16 protein-coding genes and 2 pseudogenes are annotated in these 20,682 nt (G+C 68.1%); 8 read left to right on the top strand and 10 right to left on the bottom strand.

From position 1 onward, the window contains the following. Positions 1–177: 177 nt before the first annotated feature. On the bottom strand, positions 178–1,452 hold the full coding sequence (locus AB0N06_RS18140) for a cytochrome P450 (protein WP_366135679.1): 1,275 nt from the start codon (positions 1,450–1,452) through the stop codon (positions 178–180). Positions 1,453–1,857: 405 nt separating this feature from the next. Continuing rightward, the gene (locus AB0N06_RS18135) at positions 1,858–2,514 is read right to left on the bottom strand and encodes a MerR family transcriptional regulator (protein WP_366135678.1); all 657 of its coding nucleotides are present in this window, start codon (positions 2,512–2,514) and stop codon (positions 1,858–1,860) included. 266 nt (positions 2,515–2,780) lie between these two features. Between AB0N06_RS18135 and AB0N06_RS18130 the strand changes: the two genes are divergently transcribed. Then, positions 2,781–4,160, top strand: coding sequence for a YhgE/Pip family protein (locus AB0N06_RS18130; RefSeq protein ID WP_366135677.1), 1,380 nt, complete (start codon positions 2,781–2,783; stop codon positions 4,158–4,160). Between the two features lie 378 nt (positions 4,161–4,538). On the opposite strand, the gene AB0N06_RS18125 is transcribed toward AB0N06_RS18130, so the two are convergent. After that, entirely contained in the window at positions 4,539–5,801 is a 1,263-nt protein-coding gene (locus AB0N06_RS18125) for a vanadium-dependent haloperoxidase (RefSeq protein ID WP_366135676.1), read from the bottom strand. 232 nt (positions 5,802–6,033) lie between these two features. Beyond that, positions 6,034–6,729, bottom strand: coding sequence for a hypothetical protein (locus tag AB0N06_RS18120; protein WP_366135675.1), 696 nt, complete (start codon positions 6,727–6,729; stop codon positions 6,034–6,036). A gap of 415 nt (positions 6,730–7,144) precedes the next feature. On the opposite strand from AB0N06_RS18120, the gene AB0N06_RS18115 reads away from it, so the two are divergent. The 5 genes from AB0N06_RS18115 to AB0N06_RS18095 all read left to right on the top strand — a co-directional run bounded on the left by AB0N06_RS18115 (position 7,145) and on the right by AB0N06_RS18095 (position 11,303). Next, positions 7,145–7,654: a sigma-70 family RNA polymerase sigma factor gene (locus tag AB0N06_RS18115; RefSeq protein ID WP_366135674.1), complete on the top strand. Its 510-nt coding sequence runs from the start codon at positions 7,145–7,147 to the stop codon at positions 7,652–7,654. Then, complete coding sequence (locus tag AB0N06_RS18110) at positions 7,651–8,358, top strand: zf-HC2 domain-containing protein (protein ID WP_366135673.1); 708 nt, start codon at positions 7,651–7,653, stop codon at positions 8,356–8,358. Before AB0N06_RS18115 ends, AB0N06_RS18110 begins: the two co-directional genes overlap by 4 nt. A 51-nt stretch (positions 8,359–8,409) precedes the next feature. Further along, positions 8,410–9,078 (top strand): response regulator transcription factor, encoded by a 669-nt coding sequence (locus tag AB0N06_RS18105; RefSeq protein ID WP_366135672.1) that lies wholly within the window; start codon positions 8,410–8,412, stop codon positions 9,076–9,078. A gap of 81 nt (positions 9,079–9,159) precedes the next feature. Then, the gene (locus AB0N06_RS18100; RefSeq protein ID WP_366135671.1) at positions 9,160–10,371 is read left to right on the top strand and encodes a histidine kinase; all 1,212 of its coding nucleotides are present in this window, start codon (positions 9,160–9,162) and stop codon (positions 10,369–10,371) included. 29 nt (positions 10,372–10,400) lie between these two features. Then, positions 10,401–11,303, top strand: coding sequence for a DUF998 domain-containing protein (locus AB0N06_RS18095; protein WP_366135670.1), 903 nt, complete (start codon positions 10,401–10,403; stop codon positions 11,301–11,303). Positions 11,304–11,435: 132 nt separating this feature from the next. On the opposite strand, the gene AB0N06_RS18090 is transcribed toward AB0N06_RS18095, so the two are convergent. Beyond that, entirely contained in the window at positions 11,436–12,176 is a 741-nt protein-coding gene (locus AB0N06_RS18090) for a hypothetical protein (protein WP_366135669.1), read from the bottom strand. 593 nt (positions 12,177–12,769) lie between these two features. Between AB0N06_RS18090 and AB0N06_RS18085 the strand changes: the two genes are divergently transcribed. Together AB0N06_RS18085 and AB0N06_RS18080 are read left to right on the top strand one after the other, a co-directional pair. Further along, on the top strand, positions 12,770–13,303 hold the full coding sequence (locus AB0N06_RS18085; RefSeq protein WP_366135668.1) for a hypothetical protein: 534 nt from the start codon (positions 12,770–12,772) through the stop codon (positions 13,301–13,303). Positions 13,304–13,401: 98 nt separating this feature from the next. After that, a pseudogene (locus tag AB0N06_RS18080) lies at positions 13,402–13,806 on the top strand (transposase); the annotation flags it as partial. 75 nt (positions 13,807–13,881) lie between these two features. On the opposite strand, the gene AB0N06_RS18075 reads toward AB0N06_RS18080, so the two are convergent. From AB0N06_RS18075 to AB0N06_RS18055, 5 genes and pseudogenes are all read right to left on the bottom strand, one after another. Next, entirely contained in the window at positions 13,882–17,070 is a 3,189-nt protein-coding gene (locus AB0N06_RS18075; protein ID WP_366135667.1) for an alkaline phosphatase family protein, read from the bottom strand. 3 nt (positions 17,071–17,073) lie between these two features. Further along, positions 17,074–18,432 carry an ABC transporter permease gene (locus AB0N06_RS18070; RefSeq protein ID WP_366135666.1) on the bottom strand — a complete coding sequence of 453 codons (1,359 nt, stop codon included), beginning with the start codon at positions 18,430–18,432 and terminating at the stop codon, positions 17,074–17,076. After that, positions 18,429–19,370: an ABC transporter ATP-binding protein gene (locus AB0N06_RS18065; RefSeq protein WP_366135665.1), complete on the bottom strand. Its 942-nt coding sequence runs from the start codon at positions 19,368–19,370 to the stop codon at positions 18,429–18,431. Before AB0N06_RS18065 ends, AB0N06_RS18070 begins: the two co-directional genes overlap by 4 nt. A 217-nt stretch (positions 19,371–19,587) precedes the next feature. Beyond that, on the bottom strand, positions 19,588–20,430 hold the full coding sequence (locus tag AB0N06_RS18060; protein WP_366135664.1) for an IS5 family transposase: 843 nt from the start codon (positions 20,428–20,430) through the stop codon (positions 19,588–19,590). Between the two features lie 100 nt (positions 20,431–20,530). Continuing rightward, a pseudogene (locus tag AB0N06_RS18055) lies at positions 20,531–20,682 on the bottom strand (type I restriction endonuclease subunit M); the annotation flags it as partial.

Raw genomic sequence — 20,682 nt, 5'->3', positions numbered from 1 at the left:
GCCGTGCCAGGCGTTCCGGGCCCACGAAGATCGGCAGGACACCGGCGAACCATCGGCACAGCTCGGTCTGGTTCGCCTGACCGGCGCCGAAGGTGCGTGTGCGGAACGGCACTTGAACGTGATCAACGTTCGCTGTTCGCGGGTGGAGGCGTCCTGTCACTGAAAGCAGGGCTGCCCTCAGCTGCGCAAGGTGGCACGCAGACGCAAGCCGACAGGTGTGAGACCTTCGAGGGTGGTGAGCTGGTAGCTGGGTTCCGGTCCGGGCGGCTCGCTCACGTGGTAGCAGCGGGCGGTCTGCGCAGTCAGGAGCGTCAGCATCGCCATGGCCAGAGCGGCTCCCTCGCAGCCATGCTTCCCGGTACCGAAGGGGAGGAAGACCCCGGGCTTCGTCGGCGAGCCCGAATCATCGAGCCAGCGCTCGGGCTGGAACTGTTCCGGCTCGGAGTGTTCCCGTGCGTCGCGGTGGGCGGTGTAGGGGCAGACGAGAACGGTGGACCCGGCGTCGATGGTGTAGCCGGCGAGCTGAGTCTGTCGCGTGGTGTGCCGGGTCAGGAGCCAGCTCGGGGGATACAGCCGGAGCACTTCGCGTACCAGTGCCTGGGTGTATCGCAGGCAGTCGAGGTGGGTGCCGGTCGTCGCGGCCGGGTCCGCGGGCAGCAAGGCGGCTTCGGCCGCGACGCGGTCCGCTGCCTGGGGGTGCCGGGCCAGGTGGAGCAGGATCCATCCGGCTGCCCGGGAAGGTGTCTCGAAGGTGGCGATGGTGATTCCGGGGAGAGTGTCGAGGATGGCCTCTTCCGGCAGGAGGCCGTAGTGGGAGGAGGGCCGGAGCATCTCTCCCAGCACGTCGTCATCGAGCCGGCCCGATGAACGGCGCCGGCGGACGATGGGCCGCAAAGCGTTGGTGAAGGCGACTTGCTGCCGTGTGCGGAACCGCCGTGCCGGTGTGGGGACCCAACGCGGCCATACCCAGCGCGAGGGGCGTACGAGCACCTCCCGGGCCAGGAAGAGCTGTGAGGCAAAGGGCAGCAGGGTGGGAGCGTCTTCGGAGAAGAGGTAGCGCACGCCGATCTCTGCCAGGGCGTGCCGGACCGGGGGCAGAATCTCGACGTCCTGGCCCGTGGGCCACTGGTCAACAAATCGAGCGGTCCCGGGCGCTATCTCACCGATCCGGGCTGCAACCGCCTGCGGGCGTAGTCCGCGCATGCGGGCGGCGTGAGCGTGCACACGCTCCTCGGGCGTCCGTGCTCCGCTCGACCGCTTCAACGGCGGGAAGAGAGGCGAGGGCACCTTGGGGAAGTCCTGCGCCCGGTGCAGGACTTCTTCACACGGCCCGGCCGCAGCGGCTACGTAGACACCCGGCTCCAGCTGCCAGACGTCCCCGCACTCGTCAGCGCCACGGCGCGCCAGTGCCAGCCGGTCGCGGCTCCAGGCCGCGAAGCTGCCTTCAGGCAATCGCGGCGGCTCATTCATTCGGCCCATGAGATCGCCCCTGACTCACGTACCTGTCCAGGCCGATATCGTCGGCAGCGTGGCCGGGGCCGGCGGGCGCCCGGGGGCTCCCGCCGGCAGTGCGGTCAGACGCAGTCGTCGCCCTACGCACCCCAGTCGTGTTCCCCGTACGCACCGTAGTGGCGGGTGAAGGACAGCTTGCCGAGCAGCTTGGCGATCATGATGCACTCCTCTCGCCTGTCTGGACCCTCCCAGTCGAGGGTTCAGCAAAGAAGCTCTGCTCATGTGCCACATTGCCACACATGCCGCATGTATCACATTCCGGGCATCAGTCGCATGCGTGGATATGAGGCGCGTGCTTGCGGGCTGGGCCCGCAGCCATCCAACGGCGCCCCGGTGCGGGAGGGCTCAGGCTCCGGGCTGCGCGGTGGGGGGTGCGGCGGCCTCCGCTGTTCGGCGACGTGACTCGCCCTCCTGGGCGAGCCGCCGAAGCAGGGCGAGGACCGGTTCGAGGAGCAGGGTGAGAATCGCGGCCCGCTCGGCGAGCGCCATCCGGTCCTCGATGCCGTCGAGCTGGTCGAGGTCCAGCCGCGCCACGGCGGCGGCCAGCCTGGCGTACGGAAGGAGGTCGTCCACGCCGAAGTCCACTCCGAGGCGGCTGAGCTCTCGCAGGCTCGCGGCCAGCGCGAGGCGGTGGGGCGAGGCTTCCGATACGTCCCACTCCATGGCCTCCACGAGGCTGTCGACGCGCTCCGTCAGCTCCTCGGCGCCGGTCGCCCCGGTGGTATCGGCCGGGGTGCGCAGGGCGTAGTGGATGACGCCGAGCATGTCGCGCGGATCATGTCGCTGGTCGATCTCGGCGAGCACCTCACGGGCAGTGGCGATGGACAACCCGCCCAGCGTTGTCAGCGCCCGGATCAGCCGCAGGCGCTGAACGTGCTCCTCGCCGTATTCCGCCAGGGTGGCCCCCATCGCGCGGCCCGCGGGCATCAGCCCCTCCCGCAGGTAGTACTTGATGCTCGCGACCGGCACCCCCGACTGTCGGCTCAGTTCCGAGATCCTCATGCGCTCCCTCGTTTTCCGTGCTGTGACCAGTATCGCCGCCTCACAGTTCGACAGCCGGGACTGGATAGTGTGAGTATCTAGTCGTTGGATAGTGAAGATATCCAGCCTGGGCTCACTGGCCCGAGGGCTGGACCGTCTTCTGCCGCACGTCTTACGCGCACCGCGGCGCGACATCGCATCTGGAGCAGATTTGCCGGTCTCATGTCATACAAGAGTCATTTGTCATGAAAGTGCCTCTATGGCGCCCCTTTTCGAGGGGAGGCGCCATGTCTGAGCCGATGCATCGTCGTCAAGCACCCGGAAGAAAGGTGCTGCGCCGGCGGAGCCTGTGGATCCCGTCCGCGCTGATCCTCGGCCTGCTGTCCTTCGTGCTCTCGCTCCTGTACCTGGGTGCGAACAACAACCCGACCGGCTCCATGCACGATCTGCCGATCGCGCTGGTGAACGCCGACAAGGGCATGAACATGGGCGGGAAGCAGATCAACCTGGGTGATCAGATCACCCCGAAGATCGCCCACTCCCCGGACCTGAAGGGCAAGGTCGCCTGGAAGCAGGTCAGCCGGAGCGAGGCCGAGGAGATGCTGGGGAAGGACAAGGCGTACGGCGCCCTGGTGATCCCCGAGAACTTCTCGGCATCCGTGGCCGCGCTGGCCGCCCCCCACCAGCAGGACCCGAAGCGCCCCACCCTGCAGGTGCTGACCAACCCCGCCTCGGGAAGCTTCGGCTCCTCCATGGCCTCCGAGATCAACCGGGAGGTGGCTCACACCACCTCCACCGAGCTGGGCAAGCAGCTGAGCCGGCAGGCGAAGCTGCAGGCAGCCCATGCGGCGAAGGCCGAGCCGAGCGGGCACGCGAAGCCGAAGGCGGGCCATGCGGTGAAGGCCGAGCAGCCGAGCACGGCCGAGCGGCTGCTGCTCGCCGACCCGATCACGTTGACGGTCCAGGAGGGCCATGAGATCGGCACCCACAGCGGACTCGGGCTGAGCGCGTTCTTCTACACCCTGGTGCTCGTCCTGGGCGGCATGCTGGGCGCCAATGTGATCCACACCCAGTTGGACGCCATGCTGGGGTACGCGGCCAGCGACTACGGCCCCTTCCGCCGTGTGAAGTCCGCGGAGCACATCAGCCGTACGCGTCACTTCGCCGTCGGGTGCGGGCTCATGGCCGGCCTGTCGCTGGTGACGTCCGCCCTGGCACTGGTGGCGGCCGTGGGTATCGTCGGCATCGACGCCTCGCACCTGGCGCTCCTGTGGATCTACGGGGCCTGTGCCACCACCGCGATGGGCATCACCGCGCTGGCTCTGCTCGCGGTCTTCGGGATGCCCGGCCAGCTGGTGTCCATGCTGGTGCTGGTCGGCTTTGCCATTCCGTCGGCGGGCGCCACGATCCCGTTGGAGGCACTTCCGGACTTCTACCGTTTCCTCGCCGAGTTCGAGCCCTTCCGGCAGGTGGTCGACGGTGTCAGGTCCATCCTCTACTTCGGGGCACAGGCCGAGGCCGGGCTCGGCCGTGGCTGGGCCATGATCGGCGTGGGCTTCGTGGTAGCGCTGCTGTTCGGCTTCGGCATGACCCGCTTCTACGACCGCAGGGGCCTGCATCGACCCCCGATCAAGGTGCTGGAGCCCGAGCCTGCCCCGACCGTTTGACCGGCACGCGACCTCCGGGGGTTTCATCCGGAGGCCGCGTGACAAGCGGGAGCCCGCCCCGAGCGGAGGCGGCTCCTGAGGGTGCCGCCCCGTGGGGACGGGCGAAGCGGCGCACATGACAGGGCTCGACGGTGGACGCCGCATGACGGCGTCCACCGCCGAGCCCTTCGGGGCCGCTTGACCCTCACGTGGCGTCATGCCGCATGGTCGGGGAGCGTGGAAGAGCATCTGACCGTGGGACGTGTGGCCGAGCTGGCCGGCGTGAGTGTCTGCACGCTGCATCACCATGACGGGATCGGCCTCGTGCAGCCGTCCGCGCGGACCGCGGCCGCGTAGCAGGGGCTTGCGCACGGCCGAGGCGGTGTTCGCCCGGCCGATTCAGTGCTCCTGGAACAGCGACTGGGCGTGGTTCAGGCTGTACTTGGCGACATCGGTACCCAGTGTGACCCCGGCCTCGTCCGCGAGTCGGGTGTGGATGCCCAGCCAGACCCGCGCGTCCATGTTCTCCAGCGTGAGCTGGTGCCATGCGGTGTAGGTGCGGACGACGCCTGGTGCGGTGACGCTGGTCAGGGTGAACGGGGTCGTGCGCGGTCCTACGAGGGCGGTGAGAACGGTTTCCGTCGCGCCTGCGTAGGTGTTGTGGCCGCTGGGGTAGTCCGGATGCGCCGGGGTGGTGTGCAGCGGGGTCCATGACGGGTCGGCAGGGATCTCGCCGACGCCGGTTCGGATCGCGGTGACGGGGCGCCACAGCGGGTAGGTGTACTTGCTGTCGGAGGTGGCGATCTGGGTGTCCACCAGCGTGGCGTTGGTCAGGGCGACGAGTTCGGCCTGCTTGAGCAGCGGCTGGTGGGAGGTGGCGGCGAGCGCGACGCGAATGGGTTTGGTCCACAGGGCAAGCGAGGAGTCGAACCAGAAGTTGGCCGTGTCGGTCTGCCGCGCGGTGCGTGCGGTGCTGTTCAGCTCTCCGAAGTCACGAACCTCCTTCAGGTCGGTCCGGTACCGCTTGGACGTCAGAGCGGGAGGCGCGTGCAGTCGGAACTGGTCGGCGCTTTTCAGTAGGAAGGGCCGGGCGAACCGGCTGCCGTTCTGGATGGCGGGGGCGAACGCGGGCGGGGTGGGTCGCCAGACGCCCGGCGCGGCCGGCGGCACGGTGAAGGGGGCGTTCACCGAAGCCGCATCGAGGCCGTCTCCCTCGCGGTCGTGCAGGACCTCCAGCGCCTGGCGTTCGCCGGCTGCGACGCCCAAGGTCTCGGCCGGACCGTCGGGGGTCTGATCCAGGGTCTGCTGCAGGGCGGCATCCAGCTCCGGGGCACGGGTGGGCACCAGCTCGACCAGGGTGCGGTGCACCGCGGCGGCCAGCGCCGCGTCCTGGTAGTCCCTGCGGTCGACCCCGGACGGCACGTGTTGCAAGGCCCGCGCCGCCGCGATCCAACTGATCGCCCACGTACGGCTGTTGGTTACCGGAGGGAGTGATGAGGCAGCCGTAGCGATCGTGTCAGCTGTGGTGTCGTACCAGGCGAGTGCCACGGAGGTGCGACCGTGCCCGGGCGCAGGGGCGGCGGTGGCGCTCGGCGCTGCGCCGGAGGCGACCAGCAGTGCCGTGGAGGCCACCAGGGCCACACGGGTCTTCGGGGAGTTCACGGGAGTAGCTCCTCATGGTGGGGTGGGGGGCGGGGTGTCGGCCCCTCCGTCTGGCAGTCATGTGCGACGGGACGCGAAGAATTGAGGACCTTGTACGGGCCGCGGCAGGTTCCCGGACGAAACCGTGGGGCGTGGCCCGGGAACCTGCCGTCTCATCAGCACCGGCGCGCACGGCGGCGCACGCGCGGGCGTTCACCTGCTCAGCGGCGGCGCCCTCCTGAACGGGCGGGGATCAGGCGGGGTCGGCGTTGATGTGGAAGGGGACGGTGACGATGTTGGAGGCCACGCCCATCAGACCCAGGTCCTTGGCGTCGGTCTTCCCGTCGCCGTTGAGGTCCTTCACGACGCCGGGTGCGTCGTTGTAGATGCCGTCGTGGTTGAGGTCGTCGACGACGGCCACGGTCAGGGTGGTGTCGACGTTCTGCCCCGCGATGGGGGCGCCGACGATCCAGGTGTCCCACAGTTCGGTCTTGTTCGGGGTGCGGTCGGTGACGCCGGAGAGGTTGAACAGGTTGGCCAGGTTGGTGCCGGGCCCGGAGAAGCCGGGGAGGGTGCTGTTGGTGGTGGAGTCCAGCACGACCAGTCCAGGGATCTTGTCGTCCTGGCCGGTGGAGAACGTGCCGGGGAAGGGGGCGATGTTGTTGTGCGCGGCCGGGCCGGTGAGCTGGGGCCCGTTGAAGCCGGTCTGGGCCAGGGTCTTGCCCCGGAAGGAGAGTTTCAGGTCCACGAACCAGCCCTTGCCCTCCACGCCCGCGTTGTCCCCACGGTGGGGCGCGACGACCTCCACCTTGACCGGGCGCGTTGCGGTGGAGGCGGACGTGTCCAGGCTCGAGGCGTTCGCGCTGAACATCCCGGAGGCGGCGGTGCCCAGGCCGAGGATCACGGCCGCACCCGCGCCGAGGGACCAGCCGAGCTTCTTCTTCCTCATGACGTGTTCTCCTGAGTGTTGGGAGGCTTGCGGTCACGTGTACGACCACCTCCGGCACCCGGTTCAGTCCGCAGGGTGACCGGTCGCCGGCATCGGCTTGGCGGGTCCAACCGGGCAGGGCATCGGGATGCGCGCCCGACTCAAGCGCCGGACGCGCTGCCCGCGGAGTGAACTCAAACCCCCAGCTCGTCGTATACGTAGCCGCAAGGGCACACGATCAGTGCCTCAGGACAGAAGGAACCGCATGTCGCAGCCGTCCTCGAAGACGGCGCAGCCGGTGCGGTCAGGTATGGAAGTGAGTCGGATGGATCGGATCTGGTTCGGCGCCTCCCCGGGGCGCGGACTGTCCACCGCCTGCAGCCCGGGCCCGGCGATGCTCCAAGCGACCCCAGCCTGCGAGACGAGGACTTCGAGCGTGACGCCCGACGAGCAGTTGATGACTGCGTTGTACACCGAGCACCACGATGTGCTGCTCTCCTTCGTGCGCAGGTATGTGCGCAGTTCTGAGCAGGCGGAGGACGTCGTGCAGGAGACGCTGCTGCGGGCGTGGCGCCGCATCGACAAGATCGAGCCGCGCCACGTCACCATCCGCTCCTATCTCTTTACGATTGCCCGCAACGTGCTCACCGACGGCTGGCGCGCTGAGCAGCGGCGTCCGGAGCCGCTCTACGACAACGAGGCACTCGCGGCTGTACCTTCTGCCGATGATGTGGAGGCTGCGCTGGAGGGGCACGTGATCACCGCAGCGTTGGAACGCTTGTCCAGCGAGCACCGTGACGTGATCCAGGCGCTGTACTTCGAGGGGCTGACCGTCGCCGAGTCCGCGTCACGGCTCACGATCCCGGAGGGAACGGTCAAGTCCCGCGCCTACTACGCCGTACGCAACCTGCGCGCAGCCTTTGAAGAAATGGGAGTTCTACGGTGAGCACCGACCACGATGACGTGCGCATGCTGATCGGCGCGTATGTGCTGGGCGGTCTCAGCGAGACCGACCGCCGCGTCCTGGAGTCCCACCTGCCCACGTGCCAGGAATGCCGTGACGAGCTCGCACGCTCGGCCCCGCTGGCGGGACTGCTCCGCCGTACCCCGGGTATGTCCGCGCCCCGCCCCCAGGTCACGCACGAGGCCGACACCGATGCGGCGCCACCGGCTTCGTCGGCCGGGCTCGGCCGTCTGCTGGAGCAGGTCCGCGCCGCCGATGCCGCACGCAGGCGCCGGGCTCGTCGGCACTGGCTGGCATTGGCGGCGGCTCTGATCGTGGTTGCCGGGCTCGGACTGGGGTCGATGCTGCCGTTCCGGCACTCGACCGACCCGGCCACGGCCTTCACCTCGGCCGCCGGGTACTCCGTCTCCGGCCGTGCCACGCTCACGGCCAAGCCCTGGGGCACTGCGGTGAGCGTGACTCTGGCCGACCTGCCCGCAGGAGCACCAGGACCCTTCACCCTCCAGGTCTCGTCGGTGGACGGACGCAAGGAGCAGGCAGCCACCTGGGCGATCACTCCCAACGGCCGCGCAGCCGTGACGGGAGCGAGTGCCCTGCACCTTCCCGACATCGGATCCATCTCCGTGATGGACCATGCGGGACGCCTGGTCGCCACGACCCGACCACGCTCGGCGGACGGTTCGTGAGCCCTTCATCTCAGCGGATTCTCACAGCACGTCGCCTGTAAGAATGGCACGGTGACGATTCGTGTGCTCATCGCTGATGATCAGGAGATGGTTCGCCGGGGTATGCGGCGCATTCTCGAGAATCAGACGGACATCGAGGTGGTCGGCGAGGCTGCCGACGGCGCGGATGCCCTGGAGACGGCCAAGCGGCTGGGACCTGACGTCGCTCTCCTGGACGTCCGTATGCCGCGTATGGACGGACTTGAAGTCACACGCAACCTGCTCGCCCCGGCAACCGAGTTCCAGGGCAGGGTCGTCATCGTGACGACCTTCGATCTGGACGAGTATGTGTATCCGGCACTGCGCTACGGGGCTTCGGGTTTCCTGCTCAAGCGCTCCGGACCTGCGCTGCTCGTGGAGGCCGTGCGAGCAGCGGTTGCCGGTGACAGCCTGATCAGCCCTTCCATCACGGTACGGCTGCTCAGGCACGTCACCGGCCCCGGTCGCGGATCCGGCACGACAGCCGGGCGAGAGGCCCCCGTCAGTCCCCTCACCAAGAGGGAGATCGAAGTCGCCGGGAAGGTTGCCGAAGGGCTGACCAACGCCGATATCGCGACCGAGATGTTCGTTTCTCCGGGCACGGTGAAGACGCATGTCGCCAGCATTCAGCGGAAACTCGGCGTGCGGAACAGGGTCGGAATCGCCGTGCGGGCCTGGGAGATGGGATACGCAACGAAATGACGGACGGCCCGCGAGGCGGTCCGGCCCGGCGTCGAACGCCGACGACCGCCGCGGCCCAGGCCTCTGCGTAGGCTGACGGCCATGACAACGAGCAGCGCGGCACCGGGACTTCGGCGGAGCCTGGGCATCGGGGCGGCGGTCGTCTGCCTGGGATCGCCGGCCTTGCTCGGCCCGGCCGTCGCGCTGCTCCTTGCCGCATCGGCCTTGCTTGCCGTATCGGTGCCGCTGCTCCGATGGCCGTGGGGAAGGATCACTGAGAACACGGCCGCGCTGGTCGTCATGGCGGTCTCCCTCCTCGTGGACATCGCGTACATCGGCAAGCAGGGCCTGACCCTCTTGTGGATGCCCTTCGAATTCGGCGGGCTGCTGATCCTCACCGGGCGTCTCATCCGGCGGTCGCAGCCTCGCCATCTGCTTCCCGCGGGGCTGGCGGCCACCCTCACCACGCTTGCCCTGCCTCTGCGTTTCACCCTGCGCAACCCGGAGTCCGGGACCGCAGGTTCGGTGATCATGGTGCTCGTCACGCTGGTACCGGTGGCTTGCGCTGTCGGCGTCGGCAGCTACCTGCGGTCCACGGACAGCCGTCGGCAACAGGCGGTGTTGCAGGCCCGCCGGGAGCAACGACTCCACATGGCGAGAGTCCTGCACGACTTCGTCGCCCACGAGATAACGGGCATGGTGTTGGAGGTGCAGGCTGCCCAGGAGTCGGCCTATGACCCGGAACAGCACCAGGCAATGCTGGCCCGGGTGGAGGAGGCCGGCATCCGCGCGCTCGACTCCATGGACCGCACTCTGCAGAGCCTGCGCGAGGCGGAGGATGTGCGCGAGGACGCGCACGGTCAGGAACCGACTCAGCCGTCGACCCGCGTGTACGGCTTGGCGGACCTTCCCGACCTGGTCCGCAGGTTCGCTGAGTCCGGTTCGGTCACTACCGAGCTGAACCTTGACGAAGAACTGGTCGGGGCACTGCCTCGGGAGATCGACGAGACTGCGCACGCCCTGGTGCTGGAGTCCTTGACCAACGTCCGGCGCCATGCTGCCTCGGCCCACCTGGTCACGGTCACCGTCGAGCAGGTGAGCGGGGCCGTGCTGCAGGTCTCTGTCACGAACGACGGGAGTAGCGACAAGCCGCTGCTCCCGGACCGCAAGGGTGGCGGTACGGGGCTGGTCGGCCTGGACGAAAGGTTCAGGTTCCTCGGTGGGGCGCTTACGGCCGGGCCTTCCGCCGACGGCTGGCGGGTCATGGGGACGCTGTCAGTGCCTTCGCCTGCCGGGACCCTCACCGACCACTGACCGGTCGCCGGATATCTGCCGAACGGCAGATGTCTGCCGGGCTCAGAAAAACCATGCTTGAAGCGGTCTACCGAGCTGTCCGGAGGCGTGTGTGTTCTCGTCGTGATGCTCAGCGCTGTCTTCTTGTCGGGCGCGGCACGCTGCGCCACGTCGTAACCGCCTGGGCGACTCGCTCGCCCGGTACCGGCGTCGGCACACGACCATCCACCGGGCCGCACGCCGTCCGGATATCGAAAGGAAGAGGAAGGGCATTGAGACACCGGATCGGCTGTCTTGCGTGGGCTGTAGGCGTCATGCAGTTCTTCGGGACGCACATCGTCGTCGAGGCCTCCTGGTCGAGACCCTACAGTTGGGCACACAACAACATCAGTGACTTGGGCAATGCCCACTGCGCCATGCAGTCGGAACCTGAACCACGCTATATCTGCTCGCCCGAACACGGCCTGATGAACGCGTCGTTCGTCGTTCTGGGAGCGCTCCTCGTCGTCGGTGTCGTCCTCGCCGGGGCTCTTTGGCGCAGAGGTGCGACCGCGATCGTGGCCCGGTGCTTGTTGGCCTGTGCCGGCGTGGGATTCGTGTTGGCCGGGCTGGCGCCTGCGGACGTCCACGAGAATCAGCATGTCCTGGGTGCGCTGCTCATCATGGCCATGGGCAACATCGGCCTTGTGCTGGCGGGAGTCGGTCTGGCGGACGATGAGCCGGGTCCGCTGCGCTGGGTGACCAGTCTGCTGGGAGCGACGGCGATCACGTCCTTCGGGCTCTTCCTCTCCCAGCGCTATCTCGGCCTCGGCATGGGAGGCATGGAGCGGGCAGCGGCGTTCCCCCTCTTGGCGTGGGCGCTGTTCATCGGTGTCCGCGGCCTGTTCCACCAGGGGATTCGCATGCAGGATGCGCCGCCGAGAAGACATGCCGCGCAGGCCACCCGCGCCTGATGAGGCTCTCTGTGGCCGACTTGTTCGCGGTCCGGTGAAACACGAACTGCCCACTGAGAAACACCCCTCGCCCCCGTTACGGCTTCCGGGCCGTAACGAGGGCGGGCGCGCGGCTCCTCCCGGAGGGAGGCGTCAGTTGCCGGGGGCCTGGTAGAGGCCGCGGCCGGCGCGGTGGGCGCGGGAGGTGCCGACAAGCCGGTCGAGTGTGCTGCGTACGGTGTTGATGCTGCCGGGGGTGAGCTCGCGTCCCAGGGCCTTCGTGACGTCACGCGCACGGACGGGGGTGTCACCGAAGGCGGCCAGGACCTTCATGGCCATCTCGGTGAGGCTGCCGCTGTCGTCGACTGCCGGTGCGGCGGGCGCAGCCTTCTTCGACGCCCTGGCCTTCGAAGGCTTGACGGTCTTCGCGGGCTTGGCGGCCTTGGCAGCAACGGCCTTCTTGACCGGCTCGCTCTTCTGCTTGGCGGGCGCCTGCTTGCGGCCCTTGGTGACGGGCGCCTTCCGGGTGCGGCGTGCAGGGGCTGCTGCCTTCTCCTGCGGGGCTTCCTCGACGGCAGAGTCGGTGCGCCCTTGCGCCTGCCGCGGAATCTTGGGAACGGCGACGTTCTCCGTCTCCGTCACGGTGTCAGCGTTTGCCGACGGACCGGGGACAGCGCTGGGCTCACTGTCGGCCACCGCAGTTGCCGGTGCCGGGGGAGCGGTGGACAACGCCTGCAGAGCAGTCAGAGCGGTGCGCACCGACTCCAGGCGTTCGGTGACAGTCGCGAGTTCCTTCTCCAGTGCCTGCTGGCGCTCTTCCAGGCGCGGAAGTTCCGCCTGCAGCAAGGCAGTTGTGGCATCGATGGTGCCCTGTGTGTTGGCTTCTGAGGTCATGGTGTCGCCCTTCGTTGTTTCCGGCCGACCGTTGCTGACCGACATGTCGCAGCGTAAGGGGCATTGTGTTGTGGCCTGAAATCGCCCCTTCGGTGCGCACTGGCAACAGGCGCCGTCAAACTGGTCATCGGTCTTTGGGGGGTGCAGGAAACCGTAGACAACAGTTGTCCGTCAACTCGGCGCGACGGAACGCCCTTCGGTTGCGCGGGCTGCTGTTGTGCGGCGGCGCAAGTCGGTGGAGCCGATGGCGGCCCGGCCGGTCGAGGACGGCAACCGGAAGGCGCCGGTGCACTTCGTCACATCGCAGCGGGTGGCTGCAGACGTGGGTGCCGGTACGTCGTTGGCGCACCAGGCCAGGATGGCGAATGTACGACGATTCCCGGGCTGCTGACGCACGGCGCACGTCACCCATTTGGGTGCGAACACGTGCCCCATTCTGGCGTACTCCGTACGTTGGATTTCATCCGCCCAATGGGCGGTTTCTCCGGAGCCGTCGCGAAGCCTGGGGCTCCCGACAAGGGTGAAGGGAGTGGATCTTCACCATTCAACCTCATGTTCGGGGGCGATTGAGCCGTGGCCGACAGGAGGTAGTCATGACGGAAATACGGAGAGAGAGCCGCCGCACAGCGCGAGCGGTGGCCGCAGGGATGATGGGAATCCTGCTAGCAGCAGCAACTGCATACACTGGGCCGTCGGCCGGCGCATCGGTCGCAGCGGCCAAGGCGCCCACGCACACCGCCACCGGGCCCGCGGACTCCCAGCCGAGCCCGGCGGGCTTCTCTCCGTTCGTCGAGGATTGGCTTGGCCACGGCAGGTCGGTCACGATCAGTAAGGATGGCTCGTTCGAAGCCAGCGCGCGCGTCTACGTCTCCTGCGATCAGGCCTCGCCACCCTGTGACAAGGGGATCGGCGGCATCGTCATCGACGGCTATCACGCCTCGGGCCGGCTGACCGCTGTAAACGGTACCTCGGCCACCGGCGTGGTGACCGACAGCAACGGTGGTCGGGACAACTGGTTTCCCACTGGCCCGATCACCATGACGCTGAATCCCGCCACCGACAGCCTCTCCGTCGCCGGCAACAGCTTCTGCGGCCCGAACTCCCCTGCGGGCCTGTGCGGCGCGTAGGCACCCGGGGGTTTTGCCGCGTCCGCCACTCGCGCAGCCAGGCCAGGTGTTCGGCGGAGAAGTACGCGGTATGGACCGAGGCCGACCTGCAACCTTTCCCACTGGGTCGTGTCCTGGCCGGCGCCAACCGCCACGACCCCCCGCTGCTCGCCCCGACCCTGGACCGCCTGAACGACCTGGGTCCGTTGCCCGACGACGTCACCGTGCACCTGGACGTCGGCTACGACTCGGACAAGACCCGCACTCTGCTCGACGAATGCGGCCTGCACGGCCGCATCGCGCACAAAGGCGAGAAGGCGCCCGTCCAGGCCAGCCAGCGCTGGCACGTCGAACGCACCCACGCCTGGCAGAACGCCTTCCACCGGCTCGCCCGCTGCTACGAGCGGCGCGCCACCGTCGTCGACGCCTTCTTCGACCTCACCGACACGATCATCACCATGCGCAGCCTGACGCTCGGCTGGGAAACCCCAGCCGAGCGCCTGCCTGAACTGCTCGCGGCCTGATCAACACGACCACGTGTTGCACGCCCCCTAGAATGCGCCATGCCGTTCAGGGGCTCTTGACGCGATCCGCCTGCGTCAGCCGTCGGAGTCCGGCGCCGGGATGTAGGCGCCCGGCACGTCCTGCGGCTCGAAGATCTTCTTCTCGCCGGGGTACGGCTTGCTCCACCCGTGCGTCTCGTACCACGTGAAGTGGTTCATCTGCGCGGGGTTCACGGAGTCGACCTTGGCCTTGGGCCCGGTCAGCGGCTGCTTCGACTTCCAGTTCTCCCACTTCGCCGCGAGCTCCTGCTTGTCCGCCGGCACCGTCGCCGCCGGCACGACCTCTGCCTTGGGGTTCTGCGCCGCCGGGGTGTCCAGGCCGCAGGACGGCGGGGTCTTCAGACCATCGGTCAGCGGGACCCGGTTGGGCAGCGCGGTGAACGGCGTGAAGTCCGGGTTCTGGGTGAACGCCCCACGCATCGGGCTGGCCGCGCTGTCCCTCTGGTTCATCGGCTGGATCCCGAGGATCTGCTCGATGGTCCGGATCATCGTGATCTGCGTGTAGTAGCGGCTGTCGACCTTGCCGTGCTGCGCCCAGGGGCTGATGATCTGGATCGGGCCACGGTGCCCGTCGACGTGGTCGATGCCGGCCTGGGTGTCGTCCTCGACAACGAAGATCGCCGAGTCCTTCCAGTACTTGCTGTGCGAGATCGTGTCGACCATCTTGCCGACCGCGAGGTCGTTGTCCGCGACCTGAGCAGCTCCGCTCGGCGCGCCACCGGTGTGGTTGTTGGGGAGCGAGAACATGTTCAGGTTCGCCGGCCCGTTCTTCTCGAAGTCACGCTTCCAGATCTCGTACCGGTAGATTTCCGGGATATTGAGGTCGCCCCCCGGGAAGCTGTGCACTGTGACCTCGTCGAGCGACGGGATCGCCACGTTCGAGTGCATGGGGTAGGCGGTGTCCTGCTCGGGGTTCGCCTTCATGTTCTTGGTGTCGCAGTACAAGTTCTGCCAGCTCGCGCCGGACGGCTTGTTGTTGGACTGCAGCGTGTATTCACCGAAGTTCTTGACGGTCTTGCCCGCCGCCTGCGCACCGGTAAAGATGAAGCCGGACTTCTGGTGGCCGAGAGCGTCGTTGTAGGTGTCGTAGGTGCGAACGTACTGACCGGCCATGGACTCGGTGTACTCCGGGTCGTCGGCCTGCATCATCCAGTTGTGACCCTCGGCGGAGTTCGTGCCGATGTCGTACGTGTTGTCGTACAGCCCGAACTGCTCGGCCAACGCGTGCTGGTTCGGCGTCACGTTCTCGCCGAACTGCGCCAGCTTCGGGTCGCCGTTGCCCTGGGGCATGTCACCGAAGACCTGGTCGTAGGTCCGGTTCTCCTTGATGAGCAGGAAGACGTGCTTGATCGTCGAGGGGTCGCCGAGCTTCACCGGGACCGGCACCGGCGTCCGGCCCAGGCCCTTGCCCTGGGCCAGCTTGACCGAGTTCTTGGTCCAGCCGTTCTGGCTGAAGACCTTGGATGTGTAGGACTTCTTGATGACGCTGTCGTCCGGCAGCGTGAACCGCTGCAGGCTCGAGGTGGTGTCGTGGGAGTTGTGTCCGGCGGGGTTGTTGGGGCGGAGGGCGTCGATACCGCGGGTGTTGGAGACCACCACGTCGTTGCCGACGGTGGCGATCTCCGCGGGGAAGTAGTCCGTCGGGAGCAGGCCGACATAGCTGACCGGCTCCTGCGGGGACGTGTACCGGTAGACGGCGACCGCGTTGGCGCCGCCGAGCGTCACCAGCAGGTGACCGTCGTCGGTGAGCGTCACCGCGTTGGGGTGGTAGCCCACCGACGCCTCAGGCCACGGCTGCGTCGCGATGGTCTGCACGACCTTGTCCTTGGCGGCGTCGATGACCGACACGTCGTTGGTGGCGGTGTTGGTGACGAACACCGCCCCCTCCTTGGCGTACATGGTGGTCGGGTGCAGACCGACGTCGATGCTCGAGGGAGCGGCGGTCGGGTTCGCCAGGTCGATCACGCTGACCGTGCCGGTAGTGGTGCCCGCGTTCGGATCGGCCGGCACCGCGGTGCCGTAGGAATTCTGCGTGGGCTCGGCCGGGGCGGTCGAGTCGCTGATGTCCCAGCCGCTGAGCTGCAGGAAGGGCTCGCCATAGTTCGCAGTGACGTTCAGCCGGTAGTAGCTGTACGCGGTGGTATTGGTGAAGGTGTAGCTCTTGGTGAGGTACCGCGAGTTGAAGCGCTGCCCCGTGTGCTTGTCCAGATCGGTCCAGGTGCTGCCGTCGTTCGACCCCTGCAGGGTGAAGTCCTTGGGGTCGCGTCCCGGATAGTCGTCTGCCGAGGTGAGCGAGTACTGCACCACCGCCTTGGGCTTGGCCAGCTGATAGGTCACCCAGCCGGTCGGGTTCCTCGCCAGCCACTTGGTCGACGGATCGTGGTCCTTGAGCTTCACAGCGACTTGGTTCGGCGGGTACTCACCGCTCGCGGTGACCGTGCTGACCTGGTCGAGCAGGCTGCCGGGCATGGGCTTCGCCGGGCGGCCGCCCTCGTTGCTGACGTAGAGCTTGCTGCCGACCTGGACCATGCCGCGCGGGGCGTTGCCCACGGCCCAGCTCTGCTCGATGGCCCCGGTCGCCGCGTTGATGGCGACCACGCGGTTCTGGCCGTTGACCGCGGAGTACACGGTGGAGCCGTCGGCCGAGAACACCGCCGCACTCGCCAGTGCTTGCTTGGACCCGTCCGCCGGGATCTTGACGGACGTCGGGTTGGCGAGGGTGCCGTCCGGGTTCACGGTGAACCTGGTGTAGCCGCCGACCTGGCCCAGCCACAGCTGCTTGCCATCGGGCGAGTACGTGGGGCCTTCCTGGCCCACGTCGTTGCCGCTGATACGCAGATCCGCCGACGCGTTGTTGCCGACGCGCTGCTGCACCTTCCAGGTCTTCAGGTCCACGATGGCCAGCGCCATTCCACCGTCGGCGAGCGAGGCCGCGACGTGGGTGCCGTCCGGGCTGACCGAGGACGACATGATCTTGCCGTTGTTGACGACGAGGCGCTCACCGATCGGGTCGATGTACTGGTCGGCGGAGACGACCTGGCCGTTGGCGGTGACCTGGCCGACCTGGTCGGTGCCGAACTGGTGCGTCTGGGCAACAGCGGTGCCCGTGACGGCGAGGGCGACAGCGATGCCCGTCGTTACCAGGGTGGTCCGGCGGCCGACGCGCCTACCGAAAAGGCTGATCTGCTTCTTCTCGTTGATCCGACGCTGCCGTGTGACCTGCATGGGTTATCCCTTCGGGGTGGTGGTAAGAAGTTCGACGTTGCCGTCGAACTGCCAGAGCGGGTTCGGTGCGTCCCCGGTCGGGGTCCGCACCAGGAAGTAGCCGTTCACTTCCTTCGGTCCGTCGCCATCGGCCACGAACCGCCCGTCAGCGGTGACGTCGAGCTGGTAGATGGCTGACCCTGTGGCCTCGACGCCGGGCAGATGCCAGGAGACGACGCAGCGCCAGTCGTTGCCCGGCCCCTGGGCGGCAGCATGGCCGCCGCCCTTGTTGCACGCCGCCGTGACCTTCAGCTGCTCTTCGGTGACGTCGGGGCGGTTGAGCTGCTGGGTCTGCATGCGATAGAGGTGCGCGAACGCCGTGGCGACCGACCGCTGGACCTTGTCCTGCTCGATTCCGGAGCCCATTGAGGGTGTCGCCACGGCGACGACCCCGACCGTGAGGGCGGTCAGTCCGGCCAGCGGCAGGAGTCCGGTGGTGATCGCGCGGCGCCCGGAGCCGTCGTAGGTCAGGTTGGTGAAGTCGCGCCGCAGGAAGAGCGCGTACGCCAGGGCTGTGGCGGCCACCGCCCACACCAGGCTGACCACAATGCCGATCAGGAGCGGGCCGAGCTGTGCCGGGCTGGTGAACAGGCCGTTCCAGGCGATGAAGGCGTAGCCGGGCAGGGCCAGGCGTACGGCGACGGGCAGCGGCAGCATCTGGGCGAGCTGCATCGCGAGCGCGACGAGCGCGGGCAGCAGCAGCCCCATCGGGGACCGTCCCAGCGCGATGGACCCGAGCAGTCCGATCGCGGCGAGGGCCAGGGTCGGGGCGAGTACGCAGACCCAGGCGAGCAGGACCTTGACGGCGGCGTCCGACGGCGTCAGCAGGTGGCCGTCGAGGCCGACCAGCGGCTGGTTGCCGACCGCCACCACGCCGCCGACCGCGCTGGAACAGGCCAGCCCGGCCACGAGCAGCCCGATGACGGTGAGGCTGGCCAGTGCCTTCGCTGCGAAGATCCGCCGGGGCGACCGGACCGCCACGAGCAGGTGGCGCCAGGTGCCGAGCCGGTCCTCGCAGGCGAACACATCACCGGCGACCACCGAGGTCAGCAGCGGGAGCGCCCAGGTGCCCGCGAAACCGAGCACCACCAGCGGTCCGGCCCACCCCGTGGCGAGCATCCAGCGGCCGAAGAGGGTGTCGGAGGGGAGCGTGCTCTGCTGGCTCACCGCGGCGACGAAGAGCCCTGGCGCGATCCAGCAGGCGAGGACCAGCAAGCGGATCCGTCCTTGCGAGACCAGCTTGACCAGCTCGAAGCGGTAGACGCGCGGAACCGGGACGCGGTGGGCGCTGGCAACGGTGTTGTCGGCGATGGTCGCGGTCATCGGCCGGCCTCCTGCTGTTCGGTGAGGGCGAGGAACGCGGCTTCGAGCGGCGACACCACGGGGGCGAGCTCGCGCACCGCGATGCCCGCGTCCACGAGCCGCACCACCAGTTCGTCGAGAGCGGGCACCAGCGCGCGTACGACGAGCACTTCGGCGTCGTGCCGTGCGCCGGCGTCGTCGACCACCTGGACCCCGGCCGTGTCGGCAGCCAGTCGGCGGGCGGCCTGCGGGTCGGAGGTGCGCAGCCGGTAGTCGAGTTCTCGGTTCTCGGCGGCCAGCTTGCTCAGCGGACCGGAGAAGACGATCCGTCCGGTGGCGAGGATGGTGACCTCGGAGCACAGTGCTTCGAGGTCGTCCATGCGGTGGCTGGAGAGCACGACGCTGGTTCCGTCCGAAGCGAGCCGGGTGAGGACACCGTGGACGTGTCTTTTGCCGGCCGGGTCGAGGCCGTTGGAGGGTTCGTCGAGCACGAGCAGCCGGGGCTTGGTGAGCAGGGCCGCGGCGAGCCCGAGCCGCTGACGCATCCCGAGGGAGAAGCCGCGTGCCCGGTCGTCGGCGACATCGGTGAGCCCGACCTGCTCGAGCACGTCGTCGATCCCCGCCGACCGCGCGTCGAGACCGCGCAGAGCCGCCAGCGCGGCGAGGTTCTGCCGGGCGGTGAGCGAGGGGTAGAGACCGGGCCCGTCCACGAACCCGGCGACACCATCGGGAGCGGCGAGCCCCCGCCCGACCGGCGTACCCAGGATCTCTAGGCGGCCGCTGTCAGCAACGGCCAGACCCAGCAGGAGACCGAGCAATGTCGTCTTGCCGGCACCGTTCGGTCCGACCAAGCCATGGATCTGACCCTGCGCCACATCCAGATCGATGCCGTCGAGTGCGACGACGTCACCGAAACGTTGCGTCATCCCGCGAGCCTTGACCGCGAGTAGTGCGTCCATGAGTCCTTTCCCTTCGAAGACACACGGACCGTAGGGACGACACACAGCCCAGGCAGGGAACGCCGGTTGAAAAGAAATTGGCGCGCGTGTGAACTTGTTATCGTTAACGCAAACGAACTCCGGCCTTTGGAGTGCGACGTGACCCGTCCCTGCGAACGAAACCCCCGCTATGCAGCCGTCGACGGGACTGTAAGAGGTGGCGGGGATAGGGGTGCGGTCATGGTCGGCGGTTCGGGCGTTCGTCCCAGCGGTGAGTCATCCATGCCCGCCGGATCAGGCTGCGCACGGTGATGATCGCGTCGGTGAGGTCGAAGAAGGCGTCGACGACGGTGGCGCGCCGCTCGTAGCAGCGGGCGAGCCGGTGGAAGGCGTTCTGCCAGGCGTGGGTGCGTTCGACGTGCCAGCGCTGGCTGGCCTGGATGGGCGCCTTCTCGCCTTTGTGCGCGATGCGGCCGTGCAGGCCGCGTTCGTTGAGCAGAGTGCGGGTCTTGTCCGAGTCGTAGCCGACGTCCAGGTGCACGGTGACGTCGTCGGGCAACGGACCCAGGTCGTCCAAGCGGTCCAGCGTCGGGGCGAGCAGCGGGGAGTCGTGGCGGTTGGCGCCGGCCAGGACACGATCCAGTGGAATGCCGTATCCGTCCGTCATGCCCGAGCGTTTCAGGCCCTGTTTGCCGCGGTCGACCGGGGAACGCCCGGCCACCTCGCCGCCTCCGGGAGCCTTGGTGATGGAGCCGTCTACGACGATCTGGTCCAGGACGAGACCGACGATCCGGTCGTAGGAGTCGAGCGCGATCTGCTTGAGCCGGGCGAAGACGCCCTGTCGTATCCATTCGTCGCGGCGGCTGCGGATCGTGGTGGCCGAGCAGGTTGTGTCGGCGATCGCCTCGTAAGAACAGCCGAAGCGCAGCAGTTGCAGCATCTTGTCGAAGATGATCCGATCGCTGATACGTCGGCGGTGGCAGCCCAGTGGATGGTCCGGGTGGTACTCCGGCCGCTCGGGCAGGAGGACCGCGAATTGGTCCCAGAGCGGTTCGGTCAGCCAAGATGGAAGCGCGGGCACAGGTCTCCCCAGTGATCACAGAGCGTCGCAACTCCATGATCACCGGGACCTGTGCCCGTTCTGTTGCCGACCTCCCCAACCGGGCCTATCCGCGCGACCTCTAAGCCTTGATTGGTGCGGCCGACCTGGCGGCCTGCTCGATCTTCGCGCAGTAGGCTGCACGGGCTTCCTCGTCGATCTGCTTCTCGTGTTCGGCGCGCAACCCGGTCCGGCCGTCGAGGCCCTCGCGCAGGATATCGGCGTGCCCGGCAT

Source organism: Streptomyces sp. NPDC051020, from assembly GCF_040683105.1.
Classification (GTDB): Bacteria; Actinomycetota; Actinomycetes; order Streptomycetales; family Streptomycetaceae; genus Streptomyces.
This window is presented reverse-complemented; position numbering and strand designations above follow the sequence as displayed.

What these genes read in the sequence shown, in the direction of transcription:
- AB0N06_RS18135 (WP_366135678.1), bottom strand. Translation starts at nt 2,514, where the DNA reads ATGAGGATCTCGGAACTGAGCCGACAGTCGGGGGTGCCGGTCGCGAGC.
- AB0N06_RS18130 (WP_366135677.1), top strand. Translation starts at nt 2,781, where the DNA reads ATGTCTGAGCCGATGCATCGTCGTCAAGCACCCGGAAGAAAGGTGCTG.
- AB0N06_RS18120 (WP_366135675.1), bottom strand. Translation starts at nt 6,729, where the DNA reads ATGAGGAAGAAGAAGCTCGGCTGGTCCCTCGGCGCGGGTGCGGCCGTG.
- AB0N06_RS18100 (WP_366135671.1), top strand. Translation starts at nt 9,160, where the DNA reads ATGACAACGAGCAGCGCGGCACCGGGACTTCGGCGGAGCCTGGGCATC.
- AB0N06_RS18095 (WP_366135670.1), top strand. Translation starts at nt 10,401, where the DNA reads ATGTCTGCCGGGCTCAGAAAAACCATGCTTGAAGCGGTCTACCGAGCT.
- AB0N06_RS18090 (WP_366135669.1), bottom strand. Translation starts at nt 12,176, where the DNA reads ATGACCTCAGAAGCCAACACACAGGGCACCATCGATGCCACAACTGCC.
- AB0N06_RS18085 (WP_366135668.1), top strand. Translation starts at nt 12,770, where the DNA reads ATGACGGAAATACGGAGAGAGAGCCGCCGCACAGCGCGAGCGGTGGCC.
- AB0N06_RS18075 (WP_366135667.1), bottom strand. Translation starts at nt 17,070, where the DNA reads ATGCAGGTCACACGGCAGCGTCGGATCAACGAGAAGAAGCAGATCAGC.
- AB0N06_RS18070 (WP_366135666.1), bottom strand. Translation starts at nt 18,432, where the DNA reads ATGACCGCGACCATCGCCGACAACACCGTTGCCAGCGCCCACCGCGTC.
- AB0N06_RS18065 (WP_366135665.1), bottom strand. Translation starts at nt 19,370, where the DNA reads ATGGACGCACTACTCGCGGTCAAGGCTCGCGGGATGACGCAACGTTTC.